22 protein-coding genes are annotated in these 24,021 nt (G+C 73.9%); 17 read left to right on the top strand and 5 right to left on the bottom strand.

Annotated elements, in window-relative coordinates; all coding sequences use genetic code 11:
- The first annotated feature begins 87 nt into the window (after positions 1–87).
- The 3 genes from RBL05_RS10875 (at position 88) to RBL05_RS10885 (ending at position 2,071) form a co-directional block, all read left to right on the top strand.
- Positions 88–1,011: a sulfite exporter TauE/SafE family protein gene (locus RBL05_RS10875; RefSeq protein WP_308739472.1), complete on the top strand. Its 924-nt coding sequence runs from the start codon at positions 88–90 to the stop codon at positions 1,009–1,011.
- Between the two features lie 119 nt (positions 1,012–1,130).
- On the top strand, positions 1,131–1,652 hold the full coding sequence (locus tag RBL05_RS10880; RefSeq protein ID WP_308739471.1) for a DinB family protein: 522 nt from the start codon (positions 1,131–1,133) through the stop codon (positions 1,650–1,652).
- Positions 1,649–2,071, top strand: a complete 423-nt coding sequence (locus RBL05_RS10885) for a GNAT family N-acetyltransferase (RefSeq protein ID WP_263311173.1) — start codon at positions 1,649–1,651, stop codon at positions 2,069–2,071. Before RBL05_RS10880 ends, RBL05_RS10885 begins: the two co-directional genes overlap by 4 nt.
- A 63-nt stretch (positions 2,072–2,134) precedes the next feature.
- Here the strand turns inward: RBL05_RS10885 and hutG are convergent, their stop codons facing one another.
- A complete protein-coding gene (gene hutG / locus RBL05_RS10890) occupies positions 2,135–3,184 on the bottom strand; it encodes a formimidoylglutamase (RefSeq protein ID WP_308739470.1) in 1,050 nt (349 codons plus the stop codon).
- 199 nt (positions 3,185–3,383) lie between these two features.
- Between hutG and RBL05_RS10895 the strand changes: the two genes are divergently transcribed.
- The 8 genes from RBL05_RS10895 to RBL05_RS10930 all read left to right on the top strand — a co-directional run bounded on the left by RBL05_RS10895 (position 3,384) and on the right by RBL05_RS10930 (position 14,139).
- Entirely contained in the window at positions 3,384–4,322 is a 939-nt protein-coding gene (locus RBL05_RS10895) for a formate/nitrite transporter family protein (protein ID WP_308739469.1), read from the top strand.
- 73 nt (positions 4,323–4,395) lie between these two features.
- Positions 4,396–5,196 carry an IclR family transcriptional regulator gene (locus RBL05_RS10900; protein WP_308739468.1) on the top strand — a complete coding sequence of 267 codons (801 nt, stop codon included), beginning with the start codon at positions 4,396–4,398 and terminating at the stop codon, positions 5,194–5,196.
- Positions 5,197–5,381: 185 nt separating this feature from the next.
- On the top strand, positions 5,382–7,064 hold the full coding sequence (hutU, locus tag RBL05_RS10905; protein ID WP_308739467.1) for a urocanate hydratase: 1,683 nt from the start codon (positions 5,382–5,384) through the stop codon (positions 7,062–7,064).
- Positions 7,065–7,075: 11 nt separating this feature from the next.
- A complete protein-coding gene (locus tag RBL05_RS10910; protein ID WP_308739466.1) occupies positions 7,076–8,404 on the top strand; it encodes an amidohydrolase family protein in 1,329 nt (442 codons plus the stop codon).
- Between the two features lie 52 nt (positions 8,405–8,456).
- Positions 8,457–9,866, top strand: coding sequence for a YjiH family protein (locus tag RBL05_RS10915; RefSeq protein ID WP_308739465.1), 1,410 nt, complete (start codon positions 8,457–8,459; stop codon positions 9,864–9,866).
- 94 nt (positions 9,867–9,960) lie between these two features.
- Complete coding sequence (gene hutH, locus RBL05_RS10920; RefSeq protein ID WP_308739464.1) at positions 9,961–11,520, top strand: histidine ammonia-lyase; 1,560 nt, start codon at positions 9,961–9,963, stop codon at positions 11,518–11,520.
- 149 nt (positions 11,521–11,669) lie between these two features.
- Positions 11,670–12,656, top strand: coding sequence for a TerC family protein (locus RBL05_RS10925; protein WP_308739463.1), 987 nt, complete (start codon positions 11,670–11,672; stop codon positions 12,654–12,656).
- 544 nt (positions 12,657–13,200) lie between these two features.
- Positions 13,201–14,139, top strand: coding sequence for a M4 family metallopeptidase (locus tag RBL05_RS10930; RefSeq protein ID WP_308739462.1), 939 nt, complete (start codon positions 13,201–13,203; stop codon positions 14,137–14,139).
- Between the two features lie 193 nt (positions 14,140–14,332).
- Here the strand turns inward: RBL05_RS10930 and RBL05_RS10935 are convergent, their stop codons facing one another.
- The 3 genes from RBL05_RS10935 to RBL05_RS10945 form a co-directional block, all read right to left on the bottom strand.
- Positions 14,333–15,151 carry an SDR family oxidoreductase gene (locus RBL05_RS10935; RefSeq protein WP_308739461.1) on the bottom strand — a complete coding sequence of 273 codons (819 nt, stop codon included), beginning with the start codon at positions 15,149–15,151 and terminating at the stop codon, positions 14,333–14,335.
- A 147-nt stretch (positions 15,152–15,298) separates the two neighbouring features.
- The gene (locus tag RBL05_RS10940; protein WP_308739460.1) at positions 15,299–15,871 is read right to left on the bottom strand and encodes a cysteine hydrolase family protein; all 573 of its coding nucleotides are present in this window, start codon (positions 15,869–15,871) and stop codon (positions 15,299–15,301) included.
- Positions 15,868–17,367 (bottom strand): purine-cytosine permease family protein, encoded by a 1,500-nt coding sequence (locus RBL05_RS10945; RefSeq protein WP_308739459.1) that lies wholly within the window; start codon positions 17,365–17,367, stop codon positions 15,868–15,870. Before RBL05_RS10945 ends, RBL05_RS10940 begins: the two co-directional genes overlap by 4 nt.
- A gap of 215 nt (positions 17,368–17,582) precedes the next feature.
- Here RBL05_RS10945 and RBL05_RS10950 point away from each other — a divergent pair, with 215 nt between their 5' ends.
- The 5 genes from RBL05_RS10950 to RBL05_RS10970 all read left to right on the top strand — a co-directional run bounded on the left by RBL05_RS10950 (position 17,583) and on the right by RBL05_RS10970 (position 21,276).
- Complete coding sequence (locus tag RBL05_RS10950; protein ID WP_308739458.1) at positions 17,583–18,638, top strand: FUSC family protein; 1,056 nt, start codon at positions 17,583–17,585, stop codon at positions 18,636–18,638.
- Positions 18,639–18,699: 61 nt separating this feature from the next.
- Complete coding sequence (locus RBL05_RS10955) at positions 18,700–19,224, top strand: PH domain-containing protein (protein WP_308739457.1); 525 nt, start codon at positions 18,700–18,702, stop codon at positions 19,222–19,224.
- Between the two features lie 49 nt (positions 19,225–19,273).
- Positions 19,274–19,795 (top strand): PH domain-containing protein, encoded by a 522-nt coding sequence (locus RBL05_RS10960; protein ID WP_308739456.1) that lies wholly within the window; start codon positions 19,274–19,276, stop codon positions 19,793–19,795.
- Between the two features lie 60 nt (positions 19,796–19,855).
- The gene (locus RBL05_RS10965; protein WP_308739455.1) at positions 19,856–20,662 is read left to right on the top strand and encodes a methyltransferase domain-containing protein; all 807 of its coding nucleotides are present in this window, start codon (positions 19,856–19,858) and stop codon (positions 20,660–20,662) included.
- A 182-nt stretch (positions 20,663–20,844) separates the two neighbouring features.
- Complete coding sequence (locus RBL05_RS10970) at positions 20,845–21,276, top strand: hypothetical protein (protein WP_308739454.1); 432 nt, start codon at positions 20,845–20,847, stop codon at positions 21,274–21,276.
- Between the two features lie 40 nt (positions 21,277–21,316).
- Here the strand turns inward: RBL05_RS10970 and RBL05_RS10975 are convergent, their stop codons facing one another.
- Complete coding sequence (locus RBL05_RS10975; RefSeq protein WP_308739453.1) at positions 21,317–22,414, bottom strand: hypothetical protein; 1,098 nt, start codon at positions 22,412–22,414, stop codon at positions 21,317–21,319.
- A gap of 498 nt (positions 22,415–22,912) precedes the next feature.
- Here RBL05_RS10975 and RBL05_RS10980 point away from each other — a divergent pair, with 498 nt between their 5' ends.
- Complete coding sequence (locus RBL05_RS10980) at positions 22,913–23,926, top strand: siderophore ABC transporter substrate-binding protein (RefSeq protein WP_308739452.1); 1,014 nt, start codon at positions 22,913–22,915, stop codon at positions 23,924–23,926.
- The last annotated feature ends 95 nt before the right edge of the window (positions 23,927–24,021 follow it).

Below are 24,021 nucleotides of genomic sequence, written 5' to 3' on the forward strand. Positions count from 1 at the left end.
TGCGAGTCTATCGCCGCAGGCCCGCGCCCTGCCCCTCCCCGCGGATACGATGAGCCGGCCCGCGCCCCCGCCCGAAGGAGACCCCCGATGGAGCTCGTCCTGCTCGCGATCGGCGTCGGCCTCGGGGTCGGGATCGTGGTCGGGGCGCTCGGTGCGGGCGGGGGGATCCTCGCGGTGCCGGTGCTGGTGTTCCTGCTGGGCATGCCGCCGCATGCCGCGACCGCCTCGAGCCTCGTGATCGTGCTGATCACGGCGCTGGCGAGCCTGCCCCACCATGCGCGGCAGCGGAACGTGGAGTGGCGGGCGGGGCTCGTGTTCGCGGGGGTGTCGGTGGTCGGCGCCGTCCTCGGCTCGCGGCTGTCGGCCCTGGTCCCGCCCGATGTGCTGCTGACCCTGTTCGGGGTCATGCTCGCGGTCGTCGCCGCGGCGATGCTGCGCCGAGGCCTGCGCACCCGTCGGACGGAGGACGCGGAGGCCGCCGCGCTCGGCACCGTCCCGCTCGCCGACGCGGACGCCCCCATCGCCTCCCACGACGACCCCGTCCTGGACCAGCCCGGCCCCGACACGGTCGAGACGGCCGACGGGCTGCAGCACCATCACGGCGAGCTCGACCTGCCGTTCGCACCGGCCGCGTCGCCCTCCCCGCGGTGGGGATCCGTGATCGCCGCCGCCTCGCTCACCGGCTTCCTCACCGGTTTCTTCGGCGTTGGCGGCGGGTTCATCGTCGTGCCCATGCTGGTGATCGCGCTGGGGCTCGCGATGCGCCGTGCCTCCGGCACGAGCCTGCTGGTCATGATCATCGCGACGACCGTGAGCCTGCTGGCCCGCCTCGGCACCGACGTGCAGGTCGCCTGGGCGACCACCCTGATCTTCGCGGCCGGCTCCGCCGTCGGCGGCGTGCTCGGCGGGCCGCTCTCGGCGAGGGCGCGCCCCTCGACGCTGACCCTGCTGTTCGCGGCGCTGCTCGCGGGCGTCGCCGCGGTGACGCTGGTCGGGACGCTGCTGCTCTGAGTTTGCGCCGGCGGTGCCGCCGTCGGGGCTGAGATCCCGGCCCGACCGCCCCGCACGGAGCGGAGGGCGCTGCGTCGTCAGGCGCGTCGTCCGACGGGGCGCCGTGAGAGGGTGCGCCCATGACGGACACCCCCGCCGACGCCCGCATCGAGCCGCCCCTCCTCGCCGCCGAGCGCGAGTCCCTCGACGCCTGGCTCGAGTTCCATCGCGCGACCGTGCTGCAGAAGATCGAGGGGCTGGACGCCGAGCAGCTGTGCCGCCGCTCCGTGCCGCCCTCGACCCTCAGCCCGCTGGGCGTCGTGCGCCACCTCGGCGTCGTCGAGGAGTACTGGCTGGGGGAGGTGCTGCTCGGCGAGGAGCGTCCCGACCCGTACTGCACGCCGGAGAACCCCGACGGCGACCTGCTGGACGGCACCCCGGAGACCGCGCTCGCCGACGTCGCCGTCTACCGGGAGCGGGTCGCCGCGGCCCGCGACGCGCAGGCGGGCTGGACCGATCTCGACGCTCCCGTGCGCGGGCTCCTCGGACGTCGCGAGCTGAACCTCCGCTGGATCCTCACGCACCTGATCGACGAGTACGCCCGGCACGCCGGCCACCTCGACCTCCTGCGCGAGGCGATCGACGGGAGGACCGGGGAGTGAGCGAGGCCGACGTGGAGGTCAGTGCCGGGGTGCCGGCGCTCGCCGAGGCACTGGCCCTGTACGACGCCGTGGGCTGGGGCGCCTACACGCAGGAGCCGGCGATCCTCGAGCAGGCGCTCGCCGGCAGCCGGCACGTCGTCACCGCCCGACGGGACGGGGTGCTGCTCGGCCTCGCCCGCGTGGTCGGCGACGGCGCCGTCATCGCCTATCTGCAGGACGTGCTGGTGCGCCCCGAGGCGCAGGGCCGGGGCATCGGGCGCCGCCTCGTCGAGGAGGCCCTGGCCCCCTTCGACACGGTGCGTCAGCAGGTGCTGCTCACCGACGCGGAACCGGGTCAGCGCACGTTCTACGAGGCGCTCGGCTTCGTGGAGGCCCACGATCACGACCCCGGCCTGCGCTCCTTCGTGCGGCTGCGCTGAGCGCAGGACCGACGCGGCGCGCCGCGGCCGCCCGTCGCGCCGACCCGCGGAGCGTCGGGGAGGTCAGGCGCTCGCGCCGGTCACCGTGCGCACCGCGTCGTCGATGAGCCGCGCGGCCGTGCGCGCCGTGCGGGAGTCGATGTCGAGGGACGGGTTCAGCTCCACCACGTCCAGCAGCGCCAGCTTCCCCGAGCCCGCCGCGGTGCGGACGGCCGCGGCGATCAGCGGCAGCGGCACCCCGTGCGCGGCCGGCGCCGAGACGCCCGGCGCGACCGCGGCCGGGAGCACGTCCAGGTCGATCGTCAGATAGAGGACGTCGAGCTCCGCGGCGAACTGCTCCACGAAGCGGGTGATCCCCTCGGCGCCGGCGGCGAGGCACTGCTCGTCGGTCCACCAGGTGACGCCCAGCTCCCGCGCCCTCTCGAACAGCGCGCCGGTGTTCGAGGGCTCCGCGATCCCGAGCACCGCATAGCGCAGCTCCCGGCCTGCGGCGTGCTCCGCCTCGGCCATCTGCGCGAAGGGCGTGCCGGAGGTGGGGCGCGGCTCGCTGCGCAGGTCGAAGTGCGCATCGAGGTTCAGCACGCCCCAGCGCTGCCCGGCCCGCGGGCCGAAGCCGGAGCCCATCAGTCCCAGATACGAGGACCAGGCGGTCTCGTGCCCGCCGCCGAGCACCACGGTCAGGCGTGATCCGGCCCGGTCCAGGCCGTGGGCGGTCAGGGCCGCGGCCGCGGCCTGCCCTGCCTCGAGGCCCTCGCCGACGGTCTCCGCATCGCCGAGGTCGTGCAGCTGGACCTCGCCGTGCGCGAGCGGCCCGTGCAGGGCGAGCGGGGCGAGCGCGCGGCGCAGGGCCGCGGGACCGTCGACCGCGCCGACGCGACCGCGGTTGCGCCGCACGCCCTCGTCGGAGCGGAATCCGAGCAGGGCCACATGGTCTGCGGCCGGGTCCGGGGAGCCGGCGCCGGGCGCTCCCGGCGCTGCGCCCGCCGCACCCGCCGCGCCGTCGGCCGTTCCCGTCTCCCCGACCTGCACCGCCTGATGCCAGCGGGCATGCTCCGGGCCGTCGCCGTCGTGTCGGCCCGTCCACAGGGACGCGGGGGTGGAAGAGGTCGTCATCGAGGGCTCCTCGTCGGCTCTCCAAGGGGTAGGTTCGCTCCATCATGGCATCGTGCGCGTGACCGTCCCCGGCCGCGGCGGCACAGCCGTCCGGCCCACCGGACACCGCGTGCAGCACGGCTCGTCGACCGCGTTCCCCCTGGCCGGAGCGCCGAATGCGGCGTCACGACGGGCCGGGACCCCACCACGAGGAGGCACGATGGCAGGCACCGCCCCACAGGCCGACAAGTCGCCGCGCTCGGATCCGCCGCGCGAGGACCCCCACGGCGAGGCCGAGGAGCGCCGACGTCTCGGCGCGAGCGACGACGCGGTCGAGGACGCGCTCGTCCAGGAGTTCGAGAACACCGTCACCGAGGGCGCGAACCGGTTGAACCGCACCTGGCGAGCGCTCGCGGTCACGGGGCTCTTCGGCGGCATCGACGTCGGGCTGGGCCTGCTGGCGATGCTCGCGGTGATGGACGCGACCGGCTCGAAGCTGCTGGGCGGACTCGCCTTCGGCGTGGGGCTGTACGCGCTGCGGCTGGCGCACTCGGAGCTGTTCACCGAGGAGTTCCTGGTCCCGATCAACGCCATCGTGGCCGGGCACGGCACCTGGTGGCAGCTGTTGCGGCTGTGGGCCGTGACGCTGGTGACCAACCTCGCCGGCGGCTGGGCGCTGGCCTGGCTGGTCGTCGCGGCGTTCCCTCGCTTCGAGGACGTGCTGCTGGAGTCGACCACGCAGTACATGGAGCCCGGGCTCACCCTCGAGACGGCGAGCCTCGCGATCCTCGCCGGGTTCACCATCACGCTCGTGACACGAATGAGCCAGGGCTCCAGCGAGGGCATCGCCACCCTCGCCAACTCCTTCATCTCCGGACTGCTCGTGGTGGGGCTGGGCATGTTCCACGGCGCGCTGAGCTCCGCGGTGATCTTCGCGGCGATGCACGCCGGTGCCGAGACCACCTACCTCCAGTGGCTGGTCTGGTGCGCGTGGGTGATCCCGCTGAACATTGCCGGGGGTCTCGTGATCATCACCCTGCCGCGGCTCGTGCGCACCTGGGAGCTGGTCGCCGCAGAACGGGAGGCCCAGCGCCGGAAGCGGTCGGGTGGGCAGTCGGCCGACGGGACGGGCGGCGCGGAGCCGACCCCGGAGCGGTGACCTCCGGCCCCGGCTCGGCGTCCTCCGGCCCCGTCCCGGTGATCCGCGGTCCCGTCGGTGGCATGCTTCGGCCATGCCCACCCCGAAAGTCCCGGCGGCCGACGCGACGCTGCGTCTGCTGACCTTCCTCGCCTCGCGCCGCGCCCCCGTCGCCGCCGCACGGATCGCCGAGGAGCTGGACCTGCCCCGCTCGCGCACCTACGACCTGCTCGCCACCCTCGTCGAGCACGGATACGTCCTCCACCTGGACCAGGAGCGGCTGTATGGGCTGGGCCCGTCGGCCCATGAGCTCTCCGGCGCGTACGTGCGTCAGGAGCCGCTGGCCCGGATCGGCCGGCGCGTCGTCGAGCAGATGGTCGACGCGGTGGGGGAGAGCGGCCACCTCGCGGTCCTGCATGGCCGCGACGTGCTCTACGTGGTCGAGGAGCGCGCCCGGAACCGGCCCAGCCTCGTCACCGACGTCGGCGTGCGGATCCCCGCGCATCTCACCGCGAGCGGCCGCGCGCTGCTCGCCCACCTGCCCTCCGCGCAACTGCGCGCCCTCTACGGCACCGCCGCCGACTTCTCCGCCCGCACCGACGCCCCCGCGCCCGCCACTCCGAAGCAGCTGCGGGAGCTGCTGACGACCGTGCGCGCCGAGGGCATCGCGAGCGAGTCCGGCGAGGTCAGCGACGAGATGGGCTCGGTCGCCGCCGTGGTGCGCGACCACGCGAGCTGGCCCGCCGCCGCCGTGGCGCTGACCTTCGTCGAGTCCCGCGTCGGCCCCCAGGAGCGCGAGCGCTTCGGCGCCGCCGTGCGCAGCGGCGCGGAGGAGATCACCCGCCGCCTCGGCGGGCGGGCGGAGATGACGCGGGCTCCCCTGACCGGCAGGTGACCGGGCGCCTCGGCAGCGATCCCGGTCCACGGCGGCCCGGGGCCGAGGAACAGACCCGCGACGTCCGGTATACCGGACGGGACTCCCTCTGCGCCTCTCGACCGCTGGCCGGGGTGGTGGTGTCCTGAGGGGGCCCCGAGCAGTCCCGCCCTCGTGGCGCACCGCCCTCGACCCAGGAGCCGAAGATGTCCCTCCCCGGAGCCCGTCCCGTCCGCGCCGACCGCGGCACCGACCTCACCGCCAGGTCCTGGCAGACCGAGGCGCCGCTGCGCATGCTCATGAACAACCTCGACCCGGAGGTCGCCGAGCGGCCCGACGACCTCGTCGTCTACGGCGGCACCGGCCGCGCCGCCCGCTCCTGGGAGGCCTTCGACGCGATCGTCGACACCCTCAAGGACCTCGAGGACGACGAGACCCTGCTGGTCCAGTCCGGCAAGCCCGTCGGCGTGCTGCGCACCAACGAGTGGGCGCCGCGCGTGCTGCTGGCGAACTCCAACCTCGTCGGCGACTGGGCGACCTGGCCCGAGTTCCGCCGGCTCGAGGCCGAGGGCCTGATGATGTACGGCCAGATGACCGCCGGGTCCTGGATCTACATCGCCACCCAGGGCATCCTCCAGGGCACCTTCGAGACCTTCGCGGCCGTGGCCCGGAAGCGCTTCGGCGGCACGCTGGCCGGCACCATCACTCTGACCGGCGGCTGCGGCGGCATGGGCGGCGCGCAGCCGCTGGCCGTCACCCTCAACGACGGCGTCTGCCTGATCGTGGACGTGGACCGCACGCGCCTCGAGCGCCGCGTCGCCAAGCGCTACTGCCACGAGATCGCCGATGACCTCGACGACGCGATCGCCCGCGCCAATGCGGCAAAGGCCGAGAAGCGGGGGCTGTCCATCGGCATCGTCGGCAACGCGGCCGACGTCTTCCCCGCCCTGCTCGAGCGGCACCGGGCCGGCGACCTGCAGATCGACGTGGTCACCGACCAGACCTCCGCCCATGACCCGCTGAGCTACCTGCCCACCGAGGTCGCCGTCGAGGACTGGCAGCGCGAGGCCGCCGCCGACGAGGAGGGCTTCACCAAGAAGGCCCGCGAGGCGATGGCCCGCCAGGTCCAGGCCATGGTCGAGTTCCAGGACGAGGGCGCCGAGGTGTTCGACTACGGCAACTCCATCCGCGACGAGGCGCGACACGCCGGCTACGATCGCGCCTTCGAGTTCCCCGGCTTCGTCCCCGCCTACATCCGACCCCTGTTCTGCGAGGGCCTCGGCCCGTTCCGCTGGGTGGCGCTGTCCGGCGACCCCGAGGACATCAAGGTCACCGACGCTGCGCTGAAGGAGCTGTTCCCCGAGAACGAGCACCTGCACCGCTGGCTCGACGCCGCCGACGAGTTCGTCGAGTTCGAGGGCCTGCCCGCCCGCATCTGCTGGCTGGGATACGGCGAGCGGCACAAGGCCGGGATGCTCTTCAACGACCTCGTGCGCGACGGGAAGGTCAAGGCCCCGATCGTCATCGGCCGCGACCATCTCGACTCCGGCTCCGTCGCCTCCCCCTACCGGGAGACCGAGTCGATGCTCGACGGCTCCGACGCGATCGCCGACTGGCCGCTGCTGAACGCACTGACCGCCACCAGCTCCGGTGCCACCTGGGTCTCGATCCACCACGGCGGCGGCGTCGGCATCGGCCGCTCGATCCACGCCGGCCAGGTCGGCGTCGCCGACGGCACCGAGCTCGCCCGCCGCAAGCTCGAGCGCCTGCTCACCAACGACCCCGCCATGGGCGTGATCCGCCACGTCGACGCCGGCTACTCCCGCGCCGACCAGGTCGCCCACGAGCGCGGGGTCCGGATCCCGATGACCCCGGTGCGCCGGGACTGAGGAGGCACGCCATGACCTCGACCCTGCTCACCGGCATCTCCGAGCTCTGGACCCTCGACCCCGCCCTCGACGACCCCGCCCGCCCCGGGCAGGTCACCGAGGAGCAGGTGCTGCGCGAGGCCGCCCTCGTGATCGAGGACGGCCGCGTGGCCTGGACCGGCCCCGCCTCGCAGGCCCCGTCGGCCGACGAGAGCGAGGACCTGGGAGGACGGGCCGTGCTTCCCGGCTGGGTCGACTCCCACTCCCACCTCGTCTTCGACGGCGACCGCGCCGCCGAGTTCGAGGCCCGGATGGCGGGGCACGCCTATGCCGCAGGCGGCATCGGCGTGAGCACCTCGGCGACCCGGGAGGCATCCGACGAGCGCCTGCGCACCCTCGTCCGGGCCCGGCTCGCGGAGGCCGCCGCCGGCGGCACCACCACGCTGGAGACCAAGACCGGCTACGGGCTCACCGTCGCCGACGAGGCCCGGGCCGCCCGGCTGCTGGCCGCGCTCGCCGAGGCGGGGGAGCTCGACGAGGTCACCTTCCTCGGCGCGCACCTGGTGCCCTCCGAGTACGACGGCCGGGACGGCCGGCCCGGGGCGGAGGCGTACGTCGACCTCGTCGCGGGGGAGATGCTCGAGGCGGTCGCGCCGCACGTGCGCTGGATCGACGTGTTCTGCGAGGAGGGAGCCTTCGACCCCGCCCAGTCCGAGCGGGTGCTGCGCGCCGGCGCCGCAGCGGGCCTCGGCCTGCGCGTCCACGGCAACCAGCTGGGCCGCAGCGGCGGGGTCGCGCTCGCCGCCGAGCTCGGCGCCGCCAGCGTCGACCACCTCAACCACCTCTCGCCGGCCGACATCGAAGTGCTCGCCGCGACCGCCGCCCGGCCCGTGGCGCCCGCGGACGCCGCGGCGCCGTCGGCCGACGGAGCCGGCGCGGAGAGGGCCGCGGGCCGCGTCTCCGGCCTCCTCGCCGTCGACACGGGGCCGACGGTCGCGACCGTGCTGCCCGCCTGCGACCTCTCCACCCGCGCCCCGCTCGCCCCGGCCCGGGAGCTGCTCGACGCCGGCGCCGCCCTCGCGATCGCCTCGAACTGCAACCCCGGCACCAGCTACACCAGCTCCATGAGCTTCTGCGTCGCGACCGCCGTGCTGCAGATGCACCTCTCCCTCGCCGAGGCCGTGCGCGCCGCGACCCGCGGCGGGGCCCTCGCCCTGCGCCGCAGCGACGTCGGTCACCTCGGGATCGGCGCCCGCGCCGACCTGCACGTGCTCGACGCCCCTGCCGCGATCCACCTCGCCTACCGCCCCGGCATGCCGCTGACCCACCAGGTGCGCCGCCGCGGCCGGCGGATCACCTGACCCGGCCCCGCCCCGCCGCCTCACCGCCCCTCCTCCCGAAAGGACGATCTCGATGATGACGACGTCCGACGCAGCAAGCGGCCCCCGCCGCGACCTCGACCACCAGCCCTTCGACCGCTCCGCCGCCGCGCGCGCCCGCTCCGTCACCGCCGCCGACGGCACCGAGCGGCCCGTCCCACCGCACCGCTGGCGCTTCTTCGTCTACAGCGCCATCGGCCTGGTGATGTTCTTCGTGTCCGTCGAGATCGGCGGGAAGTCCACGATCCTCGTCGACCACGCCCTCACCTTCGTGCGCTGGGTGCTGGGCCCGGCCGTGCCGTGGGTGGTGGTGGCGCTGGTGCTGCTGGGCACCGTGCGGCCCTTCGTCACCGGCTCCTGGCGCCGCGGCGCGCTGCGCACCGTCTTCGCGGTCGCGAACGTGATCGGCCTGGTCGTCGCGGTCTGCGCGGCGCTCGGCTACTACCCGGGACCGCTCGGCAACCCCGACATCGGCCCGTTCCTGTGGGAGAAGCTCGGCATCCCCGTCGGCCTCATCGTGCCCGTCGGCGCCGTGTTCCTCGCCCTGCTGATCAACTACGGGCTGATGGAGTTCATCGGCGTGCTGGTCCAGCCGATCATGCGCCCGCTGTGGAAGGTGCCCGGCCGCGCCGCGGTCGACGCCGTCGCCTCCTTCGTCGGCTCCTACTCCCTGGCCCTGCTGATCACCGACCGGGTCTACCGCGAGGGCCGCTACACCGGCCGCGAGGCCGCGATCATCGCCACCGGCTTCTCGACCGTCTCGGCGACCTTCATGGTCATCGTCGCGAGCACGCTCGAGATCATGCACCACTGGACCCTGTACTTCTTCCTCACCCTGGTGGTGACCTTCGCAGTCACCGCGATCACGGTGCGGATCCCGCCGCTCAGCCGCGTGCCGGACGTGACCTTCGAGGGCGTGGAGCACCAGGCGGAGCCGGTCTCCACCGGGAACCGGCTGCGCCATGCCTGGGACGAGGCTATGCGCGCCCTGGACGGGGCGCCCGGCCTGATCCGCGGCACCTGGGACACCTTCAAGGACGGCGTGCTGATGGCCGCCGCGATCGTCCCCTCGATCCTCTCCGTCGGGCTCGCCGGGCTGCTGCTGGCCACCTACACCCCGGTGTTCGACCTGCTGGGCTGGCTGTTCGTGCCCTTCGCCTGGCTCGTGCAGCTGCCGGACCCGGCGCTGGCCGGGAAGGCCGTCTCCGTCGGCATCGCGGAGATGTTCCTGCCCGCCACCGTGGTCGCCGGGCACGAGTCCGAGGTGCTGCGCTTCACCGTCGGCGTCACCGCCGTCTCCCAGATTGTGTTCTTCTCGGCGCTGGTCCCCTCGGTCCTGGCCACCCGCATCCCCGTGAACGTCGGCCAGCTGGTGGTGCTGTGGTTCGTGCGCGTGGTGCTGACGATCCTGATCGCCGCCCCGCTCGCGCACCTGCTGCTGTAGCCCGCCCGCCCCTCCGCGCCGCAGACGCTCTCCCGACCCTGCCCGCCCTTCCGACCTCCCCCACCCGCGCCGCTCGCGCCCCGAAAGGACCCTCATGACCACCAGCACCGGCTCCGCCCCCGTCGTCACCCTCTGCGCCGAGGGGATCACGGCCGCCGATGTGCTCGCCGTCGCCCGCCGCGGGGCCCGCGTCGAGCTCGACCCCGCCGCCCGCGAGCAGGTCGCCTCCGTCCGCGCCCACATCGACGCGCTCGCCGCGGGCGAGACCCCCGTCTACGGCGTCTCCACCGGCTTCGGGGCGCTGGCCGACACGTCCATCCCGCCCTCGATGCGCCACGCCCTGCAGCGCTCCCTGATCCGCTCCCACGCCGCAGGCGCCGGCCCCGAGGTCGAGACCGAGGTGGCGCGCGCCCTGATGCTGCTGCGCGCCCGCACCCTCGCCTCGGGCCGCACCGGCGTGCGCCCCGTCGTCGTCGAGACGATGCTCGCGCTGCTGAACGCCGGTATCACCCCGATCGTCCACGAGTACGGCTCGCTCGGCTGCTCCGGCGACCTCGCCCCGCTCTCCCACTGCGCGATCGTGCTGATGGGGGAGGGGCGCGCCCGCGATCGCGACGGCGTGGAGCGGCCCGTGCCCGAGCTGCTCGCCGAGGCGGGGATCGAGCCGGTGCTGCTCGAGGAGAAGGAGGGCCTGGCCCTCATCAACGGCACCGACGGCATGCTCGGCATGCTGCTGATGGCCCTGGCCGACCTCGACGAGCTGGTGCGCGCCGCCGACGTCACCACGGCCCTGTCCGTGCAGGCCCTGCGCGGCCGCGACACGGTCTTCCACCCCGAGCTGCACGCCCCGCTGCGCCCCCACCCGGGCCAGGAGGCGTCGGCCGCGAACATCCTCGCCCTGCTCGAGGGCTCCGGGATCATCGCCGACGTCGCCGCCGAGGGCTCTCGCGTGCAGGACGCCTACTCGCTGCGCTGCGCCCCGCAGGTCGCGGGCGGCGTGCGGGACACGATCGAGCACGCCCGCACCGTCGCCGAGCGCGAGCTCGCCTCTGCGATCGACAACCCCGTCGTGCTCGAGGACGGCACCGTCACCTCCAACGGCAACTTCCACGGCGCCCCGGTCGCGTACGTGCTGGACTTCCTCGCCGTCGTCTCCGCGGACCTCGCCTCGATCGCGGAGCGCCGCACCGACCGGATGCTCGACAAGTCCCGCTCCCACGGCCTGCCGCCCTTCCTCGCGGACGACCCCGGCGTGGACTCCGGCTTCATGATCGCCCAGTACACCCAGGCCGGCCTCGTCTCCGAGATGAAGCGCCTGGCGGTGCCGGCGAGCGTGGACTCGATCCCCTCCTCCGCGATGCAGGAGGATCACGTCTCGATGGGCTGGCACGCCGCCCGCAAGCTCCGCACCTCCGTCGAGAACCTCCGCCGGGTCCTCGCGATCGAGCTGCTCACCGCCGCCCGCGCGATCGACCTGCGGGCGCCGCTGAGCCCGTCGGCCGGCTGCGCCGCCGCGATCGCGGTGCTGCGGGAGAGTGTCGACGGGCCCGGCCCGGACCGCTTCCTCGCCCCCGACATCGCCGAGGCGGAGGCGCGTCTGGCCGACGGGACGCTGCTCGCCGCAGTGGAGGGCGTCGTCGGCGACCTGCGATGACGATCTTCACCCCGGCCTGAGCGGTCGCAGCAGGCGGCGGAGCGGTAGCCTGAGGCACGCCCTCCGGCCCCCATGGGAGCCGGGGACGGCCGCCCTTTCCCCGCCCACCGCCCGGATCCCTGCCTCCGGCGCCCCCTGAAAGAAGTCCCATGGGAGAACTGCACCTCGGCTTCGAGATCGTCGCGCTGGTCGTGCTCTGCGCGATCCTGCTCGCCGACCTCCTGCTCGTGATCAAGCGGCCCCACCTCCCCTCGATGAAGGAGTGCGCAGGCTGGATCGGCTTCTACGTCGGCCTCGCGCTCGTCTTCGCGGTGGTGCTCTTCTTCGTGGGCGGCTCGAAGCCGTCCTCGGAGTTCCTCACCGGCTGGCTGCTCGAGTACTCGCTGAGCATCGACAACCTCTTCGTCTTCATCCTGATCATGGCGAAGTTCGGGGTCCCGCGTAAGTACCAGCAGGAAGCGCTGATGGTGGGCATCATCATCGCGCTCATCGCGCGCGGCCTGTTCATCCTCGCCGGCTCCGTGATCATCGAGCACTTCGTCGGCGTCTTCTACCTCTTCGGCCTGTTCCTGCTGTACACGGCCTGGAAGCAGGCCTTCGGCGACGAGGACGACGACGCGGAGTCGCCGATCATGCGCCTGGTGCGCCGGGTCATCCCGGTCTCCGAGGAGTACGACGGCAACAAGATCCGCACCGTCGTGGACGGCAAGAAGGTGTTCACCCCGATGCTGCTGGTGTTCATCACCCTCGGCATCACCGACGTCATGTTCGCGCTGGACTCGATCCCCGCGATCTTCGGCGTGACCCGCAACCCGTTCCTGGTGTTCACCGCGAACATCTTCGCGCTGATGGGCCTGCGCCAGCTGTACTTCCTGCTCGGCGGCATGCTGGACCGCCTGGCCTACCTGCACTACGGCATCGCCGCGATCCTCGGCTTCATCGGCGTGAAGCTGCTGATCCACGCGATCCACGAGGCGCCGCTGGGCTTCATCCCCGGCTTCTCCACCCTGCAGAAGATTCCCGAGGTGCCGATCTGGCTCTCGCTGAGCTTCATCGTGGTCGCGATGGGCGTGGCGATCATCGCCTCGCTCGTGGTCGCCCGGAAGAAGGAGGACGAGGAGATCACCTCGAAGTGATCCCGCCGGGGCGGCTCGCCCCCCGCGCCGCCGCCCGACGGGCGCTGCTCAGGCACCCCCGGGCACCGCTCCCGCACTGCGCCCCCGAAGGTCCTGCACCTCGGGGGCGCTTCCCTTCGTCGGGGTGCAGGGCGAGGATGGGGGCATGAGCCCGGCCCCGCAGGACCCTCTCCCGCCCCCGCCTCGGCAGGGGGCGGAGCGCCTCCTGCCGCGGTCGACGGCACGCATCCCGGTCCCGGGACCCGTGCACGGGATCGTGCCCCCGCACCTGCTGCGCAGGATCGCCGACGGGCCGACGGGGCCGAGCGCGGACGCGGCGCGACGGACCCTCGCCCTCGGCGCCCGCACGACCGCGACCAGGGAGGTGCGAGCCGCTCGGACCGGACGGACGGACGCCCCGACGGGCATGCGGCCGCAGTCCTCGCCGGACGCTCCGAGCGCCCCGGCGGGCCTGCTGCCGCCGTACGTCGCGCAGCGGCTCCCTCGCCCGGACTCCGCCGCCCGCTCTTCGGCGCCGGGCGGACGCGCGTCCGCGGCGGGTGCGATGCCGTCGACCGCTCCGGGAGCGGCGACGTCGGCCGCGCCGGAGACGGGGCTCGGCCCGCGCCGCAGCATCCACGACGCCGCGGGCGGCACCGCGCTGCCCGGCCGGCTCGTGCGCGTCGAGGGCGCGGACCTCACCGGGGATCCGTCGGCCGACGAGGCCTATGACGGGCTCGGCGCGACCTGGGAGCTGTACGCGCGGGCGTTCGGCCGCGACTCGCTCGACGGCGCGGGGATGGAGCTGGTGGCGAGCGTCCACTACGGCCAGGACTTCGCCAACGCCTACTGGGACGGCGAGCAGATGGTCTTCGGCGACGGCGACGGGGTCTACTTCACCTCGTTCACCGGCGCGGTGGACGTGATCGGCCACGAGCTCACCCACGGCGTCGTCCAGCACACCGCGGGCCTGATCTACCTCGCCCAGCCCGGGGCGCTGCACGAGTCGATCGCGGACTGCTTCGGCGCGATGACCGCGCAGCACCAGCGGGGCCAGAGAGCCGAGGAGGCGGACTGGCTGATCGGCGCAGGCCTGTTCACCGACGCCGTGCACGGGGTGGCGCTGCGCTCGATGAAGGCGCCCGGCACCGCCTACGACGACCCGGTGCTCGGGAAGGACCCGCAGCCGGACTCGATGGCGCACTACGCCGACCTCCCGCACGACGCCGAGAACGACAACGGCGGGGTGCACATCAACTCCGGCATCCCCAACCGGGCGTTCTACCTGGCCGCGACCGGGATCGGCGGGCGGACCGAGGAAGGGGCGGGGCTGCTCTGGTACGACGCGCTCACCCGCGGTGGTCTGCCCCGGGACGCGGACTTCGCGTCCTTCGCCGCCGCGACGCTCGCCGCCGCCGAGGCCCGCCACGGCGCGGACTCGGCCGAGCGCGCGGCCGTCGCGGAGGCGTGGCGCACGGTCGGCGTGCTCGAGGGGGAGGGATGAGGGACGAGGGACGCGCCGCGGACCGGATCGTGCCGGTGACCGAGGTGGCGGCGGGGGACGACGCCTGCTGGCTCGGGCAGCTGTGCCCGGAGTGCGGGGCCGTTCCAGAGGGGGCGGGGGCGCAGGACGCGACGTTGCCCTGCTGGCGCTGCGGGGCGGTGCCGGTGCAGGGCGGGGGCGGCGCCGGCGACGCTCAGACCGCGGGCGTCGCGAAGCCACCGTTGGACAGCAGCAGCTGACCGCGGATCCACCCGCCCTGCGGGGACAGCAGGAAGCGCACCAGGTCCGCGACGGTGCCCGGCGCGCCGAGCTCCCCGCCGGGCGTCTGCGCCGCGCAGGCGGCACGGACCTCGTCGTCCATCCAGCCGGTGTCGATCGGGCCGGGGTTGATCACGTTGGCGCGGATGCCGCGGTCGGCGAGCTCGTGGGCGCCGGCCAGCACCAGGCGATCCAGCGCGCCCTTCGTCGCCCCGTAGGGCAGGTTGTGGGCGGTGTGGTCGCTGGTCAGGGCGATCACCGCGCCGCCCGGAGACGCAGCTCCGTTCGGGGATGCAGCTCCGCCGGGCGGGTCGGTCGCGACGGGCACCTGCTCGGCGAAGGCGCGGAGCAGCAGCCAGCTCGCCCGCACGTTGACCGCGTAGTGCCGGTCGAAGCTCTCCACCGTCGTGTCCAGGATCGAGGAGTCCACCGACTCGCAGTGGCTCATCACCAGGGCGCCGAGCGGGCCGAGCGCCTCGCGGGCCTCGTGGACGAGACGCTCCGGAACGGCGGGATCGGCGAGATCGCCGGGCAGCAGCACGACCCGCCGGCCCAGGCCGCGCAGCTCCTCGGCCAGCAGCTCGACGTCGGCGTCCTCGCCGAGCACGCGCCGGTCGTACTCGCCGTGGAAGGAGAGCGCGAGGTCGTAGCCGTCCTCGGCGAGGCCGCGCGCGATCGCGGCGCCGATCCCGCGACGTCGGCCGACGCCGGTGAGCAGTGCGGTGCGGGGAAGGGCGGGGGCGCGGCGGTGCATGAGCGCAGACTACGGAGGCGGGCCTCGCCATGGCCAGCGGTTTCCCTGTCCCGGTCTCGGCGCGTGCGCCTCGGGTGCCACGCCGCCGGGCGGGTCACGGCGTGAGGGCGGTGCCGCTGCGTGGAGAGTCGGTCGCGGGGCCGTCGATCAGCGCGGCTCTTCGGCGCCCGCGAGGACCTCGGCGGTGCCGGCGAGCGTGACCTGCGGTCCGAACAGGCTCATCGTGTGCAGGGCCGCCGCCCCGTTCGCCTCGTCCGAGGCGGCGCAGGCGTCGGTCACCACCGTCAGGTGCGCGCCCGCGTCGGCGGCGGCGAGCACGGTCGCGATCACGCAGCAGTCGGTCGAGACCCCGGCGATCAGCAGCGGCGCACCCGTCGCCGCCTCGCCGAGGCTCGCGCGCAGCTGCGGCCCCCACTTGCCGAAGGTCGGCTCGTCGATCGTGGGATGGGCGGTGAGCTCCGCCGCGCCGTCGACCAGGTCGTACAGCGGATCCGTGGCGGGCACGTCCGCGAAGGGCCAGGCACGGAAGTACTCGCCCCAGGAGGTGGTGCGGTCCGCCGTCGGGAGCCAGCGGCTGACCAGCGTGCGCTCGGGGCCGACGCGCGCGGCGAGCTCGCGGATCCGCTCCCAGGCCTCGCCCCAGAACGGGGAGGCCCAGTCCGATCCGGGATCGGCGAAGATCCGCTGCGGGTCGACGATCAGCAGGCGCGGAGCGTTCACGCCGTCCGCTCCTGCGCGCGGATCCGCGAGCGGCGCGCGAACCAGGTCACCGCGAAGCCGAACACGAGCGCGAAGAGGACGCCGATGTTCGCGTAGGCCCAGTTCCCGTCCCAATAGGCGCCGGCCGGGTCCTCGACGAAGGTGCCCAGGCCCAGCGGCTCGAGCAGGTAGCCCTGCCAGTTGTTCCACGGCGCGGCCTCCGCGAAGGAGTTCACCACCAGGCCCCAGCCGATCACGGAGGCGACGACCATGGTGCCCACGGAGATCCAGTCGACCGAGCCGTAGCGGCCCTTCGGATCGAACAGGGCCTGCTCGTCGTAGTCGGCGCGGCGGGAGAGCACGTCGGCGATGAGGATCCCGGCCCAGGCCGCGATCGGGACGCCGAGGGTGATCAGGAAGCTCTGGAAGGGGCCGATGAAGTTCTGCGCGAAGAACGCCACCCAGATCGTGCCGGCCGTGAGGATCACCCCGTCGACCGCGGCGGCGGCCGGGCGGGGGATCCGGATGCCGAGGCTGATCAGGGTCAGACCCGAGGAGTAGATGCCGAGCACCGCGCCGGAGACCAGGGTCAGCACCGCCACGATCCAGAAGGGCACCAGCGCCCACAGCGGCAGGATCGTGATCAGCGCGCCGATCGGGTCGGACTCGATGGCCGTGTTCAGCGTGGGGTCGGAGCCGGCCAGGAGCAGGCCGAAGATCACCAGCACCACCGGGGCGGCCGCGCCGCCGATCGTGTTCCACAGGATGATGGACCCGTCGGACGCGGTGCGCTTCTGGTAGCGCGACCAGTCCGCGGAGATGTTGATCCAGCCCAGGCCGAAGCCGGTCATCACCATCACCAGCGCGCCGATCATCGCCTGCGGCGGGCCCGACGGGGCGCTCATCACCGCGGCGAGGTCGATGTGGGGGATCGTGAGGATCATGAAGAGGATCGTCATCGCGCCGGTCGCCCAGGTCAGGATCGACTGCAGCTTCATGATCGTGTGATAGCCGAGCACGGAGGCGCCGACGATCAGGGCCGCGATCGCGAGCGCCGCGATGACGGTGACGGCGCTGCCCGCCCCGATCCCGAGGATCTCGAAGACGGTGGCGGTGGCGAGCACCGCGGAGATCGCCAGCGAGGTCTCCCAGCCGATCGAGGTCAGCCACGAGATGATGCCCGGCACCTTCTGGCCGTGCACGCCGAAGGCGGCGCGGGAGAGCACCATCGTCGGCGCGGAGCCGCGCTTGCCCGCGATCGCGACCAGCCCGCACAGCGCGAAGCTGATGACGATGCCGAGGACCGCGACGATCGTCGCCTGCCAGAAGCTGATCCCGAAGCCGAGCAGGTAGGAGCCGTAGCTCATCCCGAACACGGACACGTTCGCGGCGAACCACGGCCAGAACAGGTCGCGCGGCCGGGCGGTGCGCTCCGACTCGGCGATGATCTCGATGCCGGTGGTCTCGACGAGCGGGGCGGTGCGGGCGCCCTCGGGCGCGGCGGGGGAGGTGGACATGGGCAGAGTCTCCCACGTCACAGCCCCGCAGGATGTCTCGCGCACCATGGCGGCCGACGACGGGCGGGGATAGCCTGGCCCCGACCTCCCCTGCCCCGGCGCGCGCGATCCGCCGCTGCCCCGCCCCGGCCGGGTCCCCGTTCGACGACGACCCCGGTCGTGCCTCCTCCTCGTGCGCCCCGACCGCGGTCGCGCCCCCTCCTGGAAGGAGCCGCGTGCCCCGGACCCCGTCCCCCCTCGCGCAAGCCCGACGTCTGCTCGCCATCGCCCCCGCCCGCGTCGACCACATCCCCGCCTTCCGCATCGCGGTGGGCCTGGCGATCCCGCTGGCGGTGCTGCTGCTGACAGACCGCATCGAGTTCGCGATGTACGTGGGCTTCGGTGCGTTCACCGGCATCTACTCCCGCTACGAGCCGACCCGGGCGCGTTTCCGTCGCCAGCTGCTGGCCGGCGCCATGCTCACCGTCTGCGTGACGATCGGCGCGGCCGTCGCGCAGCTCGCGCCGAGGATGCCCGAGACGCTCTCCTCCTGGATCGTGATCCTCGTCGGCGCGCTGGTCGCCGGCGGCTCGGCGATCTTCGTGACCTCGCACGGGCTGAAGCCGGGTGGGGCGATCTTCCCCGTCTTCGCGACCGCGGCGGTCGCCTCCGCGCCGCCCGCCGCTCCGTTCTGGCTCGCGGGGCTGATCGCGGCCTCCGTGGTCGCCCTGTGCGTGCTGCTGGGGCTGCTGGGCCACTGGGCGGGGGAGCGGCATCCGGACGTGGTGCTGGGCCGCGACCACGAGGACGTCACCCGCGCCGAGCTCGGCGCCGAGTTCACCCGCTACTTCGTCGCCGCCCTGGTCGCGGGCGGGATGGGTCTCGCCTCCGGGCTGCCCTTCCCGTACTGGGCCCAGGTCGCGGCCGTCGCACCGCTGGCCTCGCCCGGCCACGGGGCGCGGATCGAGAAGGGCGTCCACCGCCTCGTCGGCACGATCCTCGGCGTGGGCGTGACCGCGTTCCTGCTGTCCTTCCCGGTCGAGCCCTGGCAGCTGGTGGTCTGGGTGGTGCTGCTGCAGTTCCTCGCCGAGATGTTCATCCTGCGCAACTACTCGATCGCGCTGCTGTTCATCACGCCGCTCGCGCTGCTGATGGTGCAGCTGGGCCACCCCCAGCCCGCCGGCCCGATGCTCGAGGCCCGCGTTCTGGAGACCGCGATCGGCGTGGTCGTCGGGCTCGCACTGGTCCTCGGCCGTTACGCACGGGAGCGGCGGAGCGCGACGGCGGGCTGACCGGGGGGCCGTGCAGGGGCCGACGGGCCGCCCGCACGGCCGACGCCGCTAGGGTGGCGCCATGGTGCGAGGACGACGCGAGAGCCTGGAGCAGGCCGCCGAGCTGCGGCGACAGCTGAAGGCCGAGCACGGCGACGACCTCGTCGACGCCCTCGCCGAGCGGTGGGCGCAGGCAGGGCCGACGCGCAGCGCACAGACCTACCGTGCGGCGATGGCACGCAATGCCGGCATCGGCGGGGGCCTGCACGACATCGACCTGCCCGAGCGGATCCTCGACCCCGAGGAGACCGTGTACGACGTCGCCGTCGGAGGGCAGAGCGATGACACCTTCCCGCTGCTGATCGTCACCGACCGCCGGGTGCTCGTGACGAAGGACCTGCCCTGGAGGCGCTGGAAGATCCAGCGCGAGGTGCCCGCCGCCCAGATCGCCGGGGCCGAGCTCGAGACCCGTCTGCTGTCGGGCCGGATCCGGGTGCGGCTCCATCAGGGCCGGGACATCTCCTTCCGGGTCAACGAGCGGACCCGCTCCGCCGAGGTCGCCGCCCTGCTGCAGCACCTCGCCGCCGCGGGAGCGCCGCCTCTCTGAGGCGACTCGCGCCTCGTGCGCAGCGCTCGTGGTCAGTAGTCTCGAGGGCATGGGGAAGGGAATCGATCGACTGCGGGACGCCGCCGCTCTGCAGGAGCAGATCCGCGCCCGGCACGGCGAGGACGCCGACGCCGAGATGGCGGAGACGGTCGCCGGCCGGCCCGGCGCGAGCAGGGCTGAGACCACCTACCGCCGCGCGATGCGCCGCAACCAGAGCCTGCGCTTCCGGGCGTCGGACCTGACCCTGCCCGAGCAGGTCCTCTGCCCCGAGGAGACGGTGTACGAGGTCGCGGTGGGCGCCCAGCGCTCGGACACCTTCCCGCTGCTGATCGTCACCGACCAGCGGGTCCTTCACGTCATGGACCGCCTGCGCGGCTGGACCGTGCTCGAGGAGGCGCCAGCCGCATCGATCACGGGGGCCGAGCGCGAGGAGTGGCTGCTCTCCGGCCGGCTCCGCGTCCATGTGCGAGACGGCAGGGACCTGACGATGAAGGTCACCGAGCAGCAGCGCAGCCAGGAGGTCGTCGAGCTGCTGCAGCACCTCGCCGCCGGCGGCGCCCCGCCCCTCTGAGCCCGTTCCGCCAGGCGACCGGGCGAGGACCGGCCGCCGCGGTGGACGTACCGTCGGCCCATGAGCGATCCGACCCCGTACACCCACGGCTACGGCGACGCGGTGCTCGGCAGCCACCGCGCCCGCACCGCCGCGAACTCCGCCGCGCACCTCCTGCCGCATCTGCGCCCCGGGCAGCGCCTGCTGGACGTGGGCAGCGGCGCCGGCACGATCACCGCGGACCTCGCCCGGATCGTCGGCCCGGAGAACGTCACGGCGCTCGAGGTGGCGGAGGAGTCCGCGGCGCTCACCCGTGCCGAGCTCGCCCGTCAGGGGCTCGAGCAGGTCCGGGTGCTGGTCGGCGATGCGCACGCCCTGCCGCTCGAGGACGGCAGCGTGGACGTGGTCCACGCCCACCAGGTGCTCCAGCACGTCCACGACCCGGTGCAGGTCCTCGCTGAGATGCGGCGCGTCGCGCGCCCCGACGGGCTGATCGCGGTGCGGGACAGCGACTACGAGGGCTTCCGCTGGTGGCCGGAGACGCCCGCCTTCGACCGCTGGCTCGCGCTCTACCTCCGCGCCGCCCGCGCCAACGGCGGCACCCCCGACGCCGGCCGGCGCCTGCTGGCCTGGGCGCACGAGGCAGGGCTGGCGGACGTCGTCCCCGGCAGCTCCACCTGGCTGCACGCCACGCCCGAGAGCCGTGCGGCCTGGGCGGACACCTGGTCGGGCCGGATCACCTCCGCGCCCTTCGCCGACCAGCTCGAGCGCGAGGGCTGGGCCGACGCCGCCGAGCGGGAGGAGATCGCCGCGGCCTTCCGCGCCTGGTCGGAGGATCCCGACGGGTGGTTCAGCCTGCTGCACGGCGAGATCCTCGCCCGGGTCTGAGAACGGTCTGCCGGTCGGTCGGCCGCGGCACGTCGAGCGGTGGACGCATCTCGGCTGTCCGAGTCCGCGCAGGCCCCGTCGACCATCGCGTGGGACGCGTCCTCGCCGTACCCTCTCGACAGGCACCCCTCGGGGCGCGTACTGTGTGGTTGAAAGTACAACGATCTGAACCGGGAGTCACCATGAGCCTCAGCACCGCTATCCTCCGCGCCGTCCCCGGCGCGTTCATCCTCAACTCCGGCATCGGCAAGCTCGGCATGGACGCGGGCACCGCGGAGCACCTGCGCGGCATGGCCGCCCACGGTGTGCCGGTGCTCGGCAAGCTCACCCCCGAGCAGTTCGCGAAGTTCCTCAGCTACGGCGAGATCGCCGTGGGCACCTCGCTGCTGCTGCCCTTCGTCCCCTCGAAGGTCGCGGGCCTCGCACTCGCCGGCTTCTCCGGCTCGCTGGTCTCGATGTACCTGCGCACCCCCGGCATGACCGAGGAGGACGGCGTGCGCCCCACCCAGGAGGGCACCGCCGTCGCGAAGGACACCTGGCTGCTCGCGATCGCCGCGGCGCTGATCGTCGCCGGCGGCGAGTCCGTGAAGAAGCCCAAGGCCGACAAGGCCTGAGCCCCGGCCGCGCCGGCCGAGAAGCCCCGGGCGGACCCGCTCAGAGGACCGTGAGCCCCTCGACCATCGCTTCGAGGTCCGCGACCTGCTGGTCGTGGCCGAGCGCCGCGCCGCCGTCGAAGGCCGCGGGACCGTCCGGGGTGTCCACCACGATCACCACGCGGCGCCAGGAGTCGGTGGAGTGGAGCAGGGCCAGATCGGAGATCACCACGTCGGCCGAGACGACCCAGGCGTCGTGCCCGTCGACCGTGGTCGCCTCGGAGCGGAAGTCGCGCAGCATGGCCGGGTCGCCGTAGAGCTCCTCGCCCTGCTCGGGCTCGAGCGCGCACAGGAAGATCGCGCGCGCGGCCTCCTCGGCGCCGGGATAGCCGCCCTCCTCCTCGGGGAACTCGACCTTCCCGACGCCGGCGAGCGTGTACCAGCCCGCCTCCACGGGCTGGTCGGCGTGGTGCTGGTCGGTGACGTAGGCGCTCTGGTTGCCCCAGCCGGTGCCGACCTTCCAGCCCTCGGGCTGTGGGAACGCGAGGCCGCCGCCGCGCACCTCGCCCTCGACCTGCTCGGTCCCGGCCCCGTCCCCGTGCATGGTGCAGGCGGTGCCCGACGCCTCCGCCTCGGTCTCGGGCTCCTCGTCGGTCGGCGCCGTGGCGCCGCCCGCGCCCCCGCCGTCGGAGGCGCCCCCGCCATCGGACGGATCCGGCGAGTCCGAGGGGTGGGTCCCGCCCGAGGGCTCCGCCGCGCTCGTGGTCGGCCCGTCGCCCGGCTCGTCCCCGCCGCCGCTCAGCACGGTCTGCGAGAGCACCAGCGCGATCACGGCGATGATAACCACCAGGCATCCGCCGCCGCCGAGCAGCAGCGCGAGCAGCGGGCCGCGGCCGCCACCCGATCCGCCGGGCGACCCGGGGCCGACGGGAACGCCCGGGCCGACGGCACCGGACCCGCCCGGCTCGGCGGGGCTGTCTGAGGGGCCGCCGGAGAAGTCCGGCAGGGAGGAGCCGCCGGCGCCCCCGGTGCCTGGGCCGCCGGCGCCCTGTGCGCTGACGTCGTGCCCTCCGACGTCGTACGCGTCTGCGCCCTGCCCGCCGCCGGGCGCGGAGAAGTCCGGCAGCTGCGGTCCCTGACCGCCCCTGTGGTCGTTCATCGTTCGTCCCCTCGTCCCCGGCCGCCGTCCCCCGACGACCGGGCCCACCCTAGCGGGCCGCCGCTCCGTCCCCGCGCCCCCTGCCGGCCCCGTGCTCACTGCCATGCCCTGCTCCCCGCCGGGCCGTTGCACCGCAGGCGCTCAGCCCGCAGCCGACCGCGCATACCGGCCCCGACGCACGCGCAGCGCCAGGGGATGCAGCGCAGCCGCGATGTCCGCGACCCGCCGCCCGAGGTCGCCGGCCCGCACCAGTCGTCCACCCGCCTGCCGACGATGCCGGCCCGCCCCTGTCATCCATCCGCCGGCCTTCGCCGGCTTCCATCGGCACCGCGCCGAAGGTCCCCGCAGGTCAGCGAATGTAGCCGCGATCACACCTCCACAAGGTGAATAAAGCAAGCGACGAGTGGCATTAACCGAGCAGGTGAGGCTAGCCTCAGTTCTGTCGCAGGTCGGAACATCGCCGCGCACCCCTGGATCCCGCCGAGAGAAAGACTTCCCATGACCTCCTTCACCCGCCGCAGCCTCGGCGCCTTCTCCGCCGCCGGCCTCCTCGGCCTGGCCCTCACCGCCTGCGGCGGCTCCGGAGAGGACGACGCGACGGGCGCCGGCGCCTCCGCCGCGGGCGGCGCCGAGGCGGACACCGTCGAGGTCGAGGACAACAACGGCACCCAGACCGTGCAGGTCCCGCCGGCCTCCGTGGTCGCGACGGACAACCGCACCTTCGAGACCCTCGAGGACTGGGGCGTCACCCTCACCGCCGCGGCCCGCGCGCTCATGCCCACCACCATCGGGTACAAGGACGACGAGTCGATCGTCGACCTCGGCAACCACCGCGAGCCCGACCTCGAGGCCGTCGTCGCCGCCGAGCCGACCCTGATCATCAACGGCCAGCGCTTCGCCCAGTACCACGACGACTTCGTGAAGTACGCGCCCGAGGCCACCATCCTCGAGCTCGACCCGCGGGACGACCAGCCCTTCGCCGACGAGCTCAAGCGTCAGGTCTCCGTGCTCGGCGAGATCTTCGGCAAGCAGACCGAGGCCGAGACCCTCGGCGCCGACCTCGACGCCGCGATGGAGCGCGTGAAGAGCGCCTACGACGGCTCCTCCACCGTCATGGCCGTGAACACCTCCGGCGGCGAGATCGGCTACATCGCTCCCGGTCAGGGGCGAACGCTGGGCTGGGCCTTCGAGGCGCTCGGCCTGGTGCCCGCGCTCGAGGTCGAGGGTGCCAGCGACGACCACGAGGGCGATGACATCTCCGTCGAGGCGATCGCCGACTCCAACCCCGACTGGATCCTGGTGATGGACCGCGACGCGGCCGTCTCGGCCGATGACCCCGAGTACACGCCCGCGAACGAGCTGCTGGACTCCTCCGAGGCGCTCGCCGGCGTGACCGCCGTGGCCGAGGGCAATGTCGTCTACATGCCCGCGGACACCTACACCAACGAGGGCATCCAGACCTACACGGAGTTCTTCACCACCTTCGCCGATGCGCTCGAGGGCAAGGCCTGAGCCACGTCCGTCACCGCTGACCGCCGCACGGCGGGCAGGGCCTGCGTGCCCCGCCCGCCGTGCGTCGTGTCGTCGGAGCATCCGTCGGCCCGGTG

Source organism: Brachybacterium sp. GU-2, from assembly GCF_030866705.2.
GTDB lineage: Bacteria > Actinomycetota > Actinomycetes > Actinomycetales > Dermabacteraceae > Brachybacterium > Brachybacterium conglomeratum.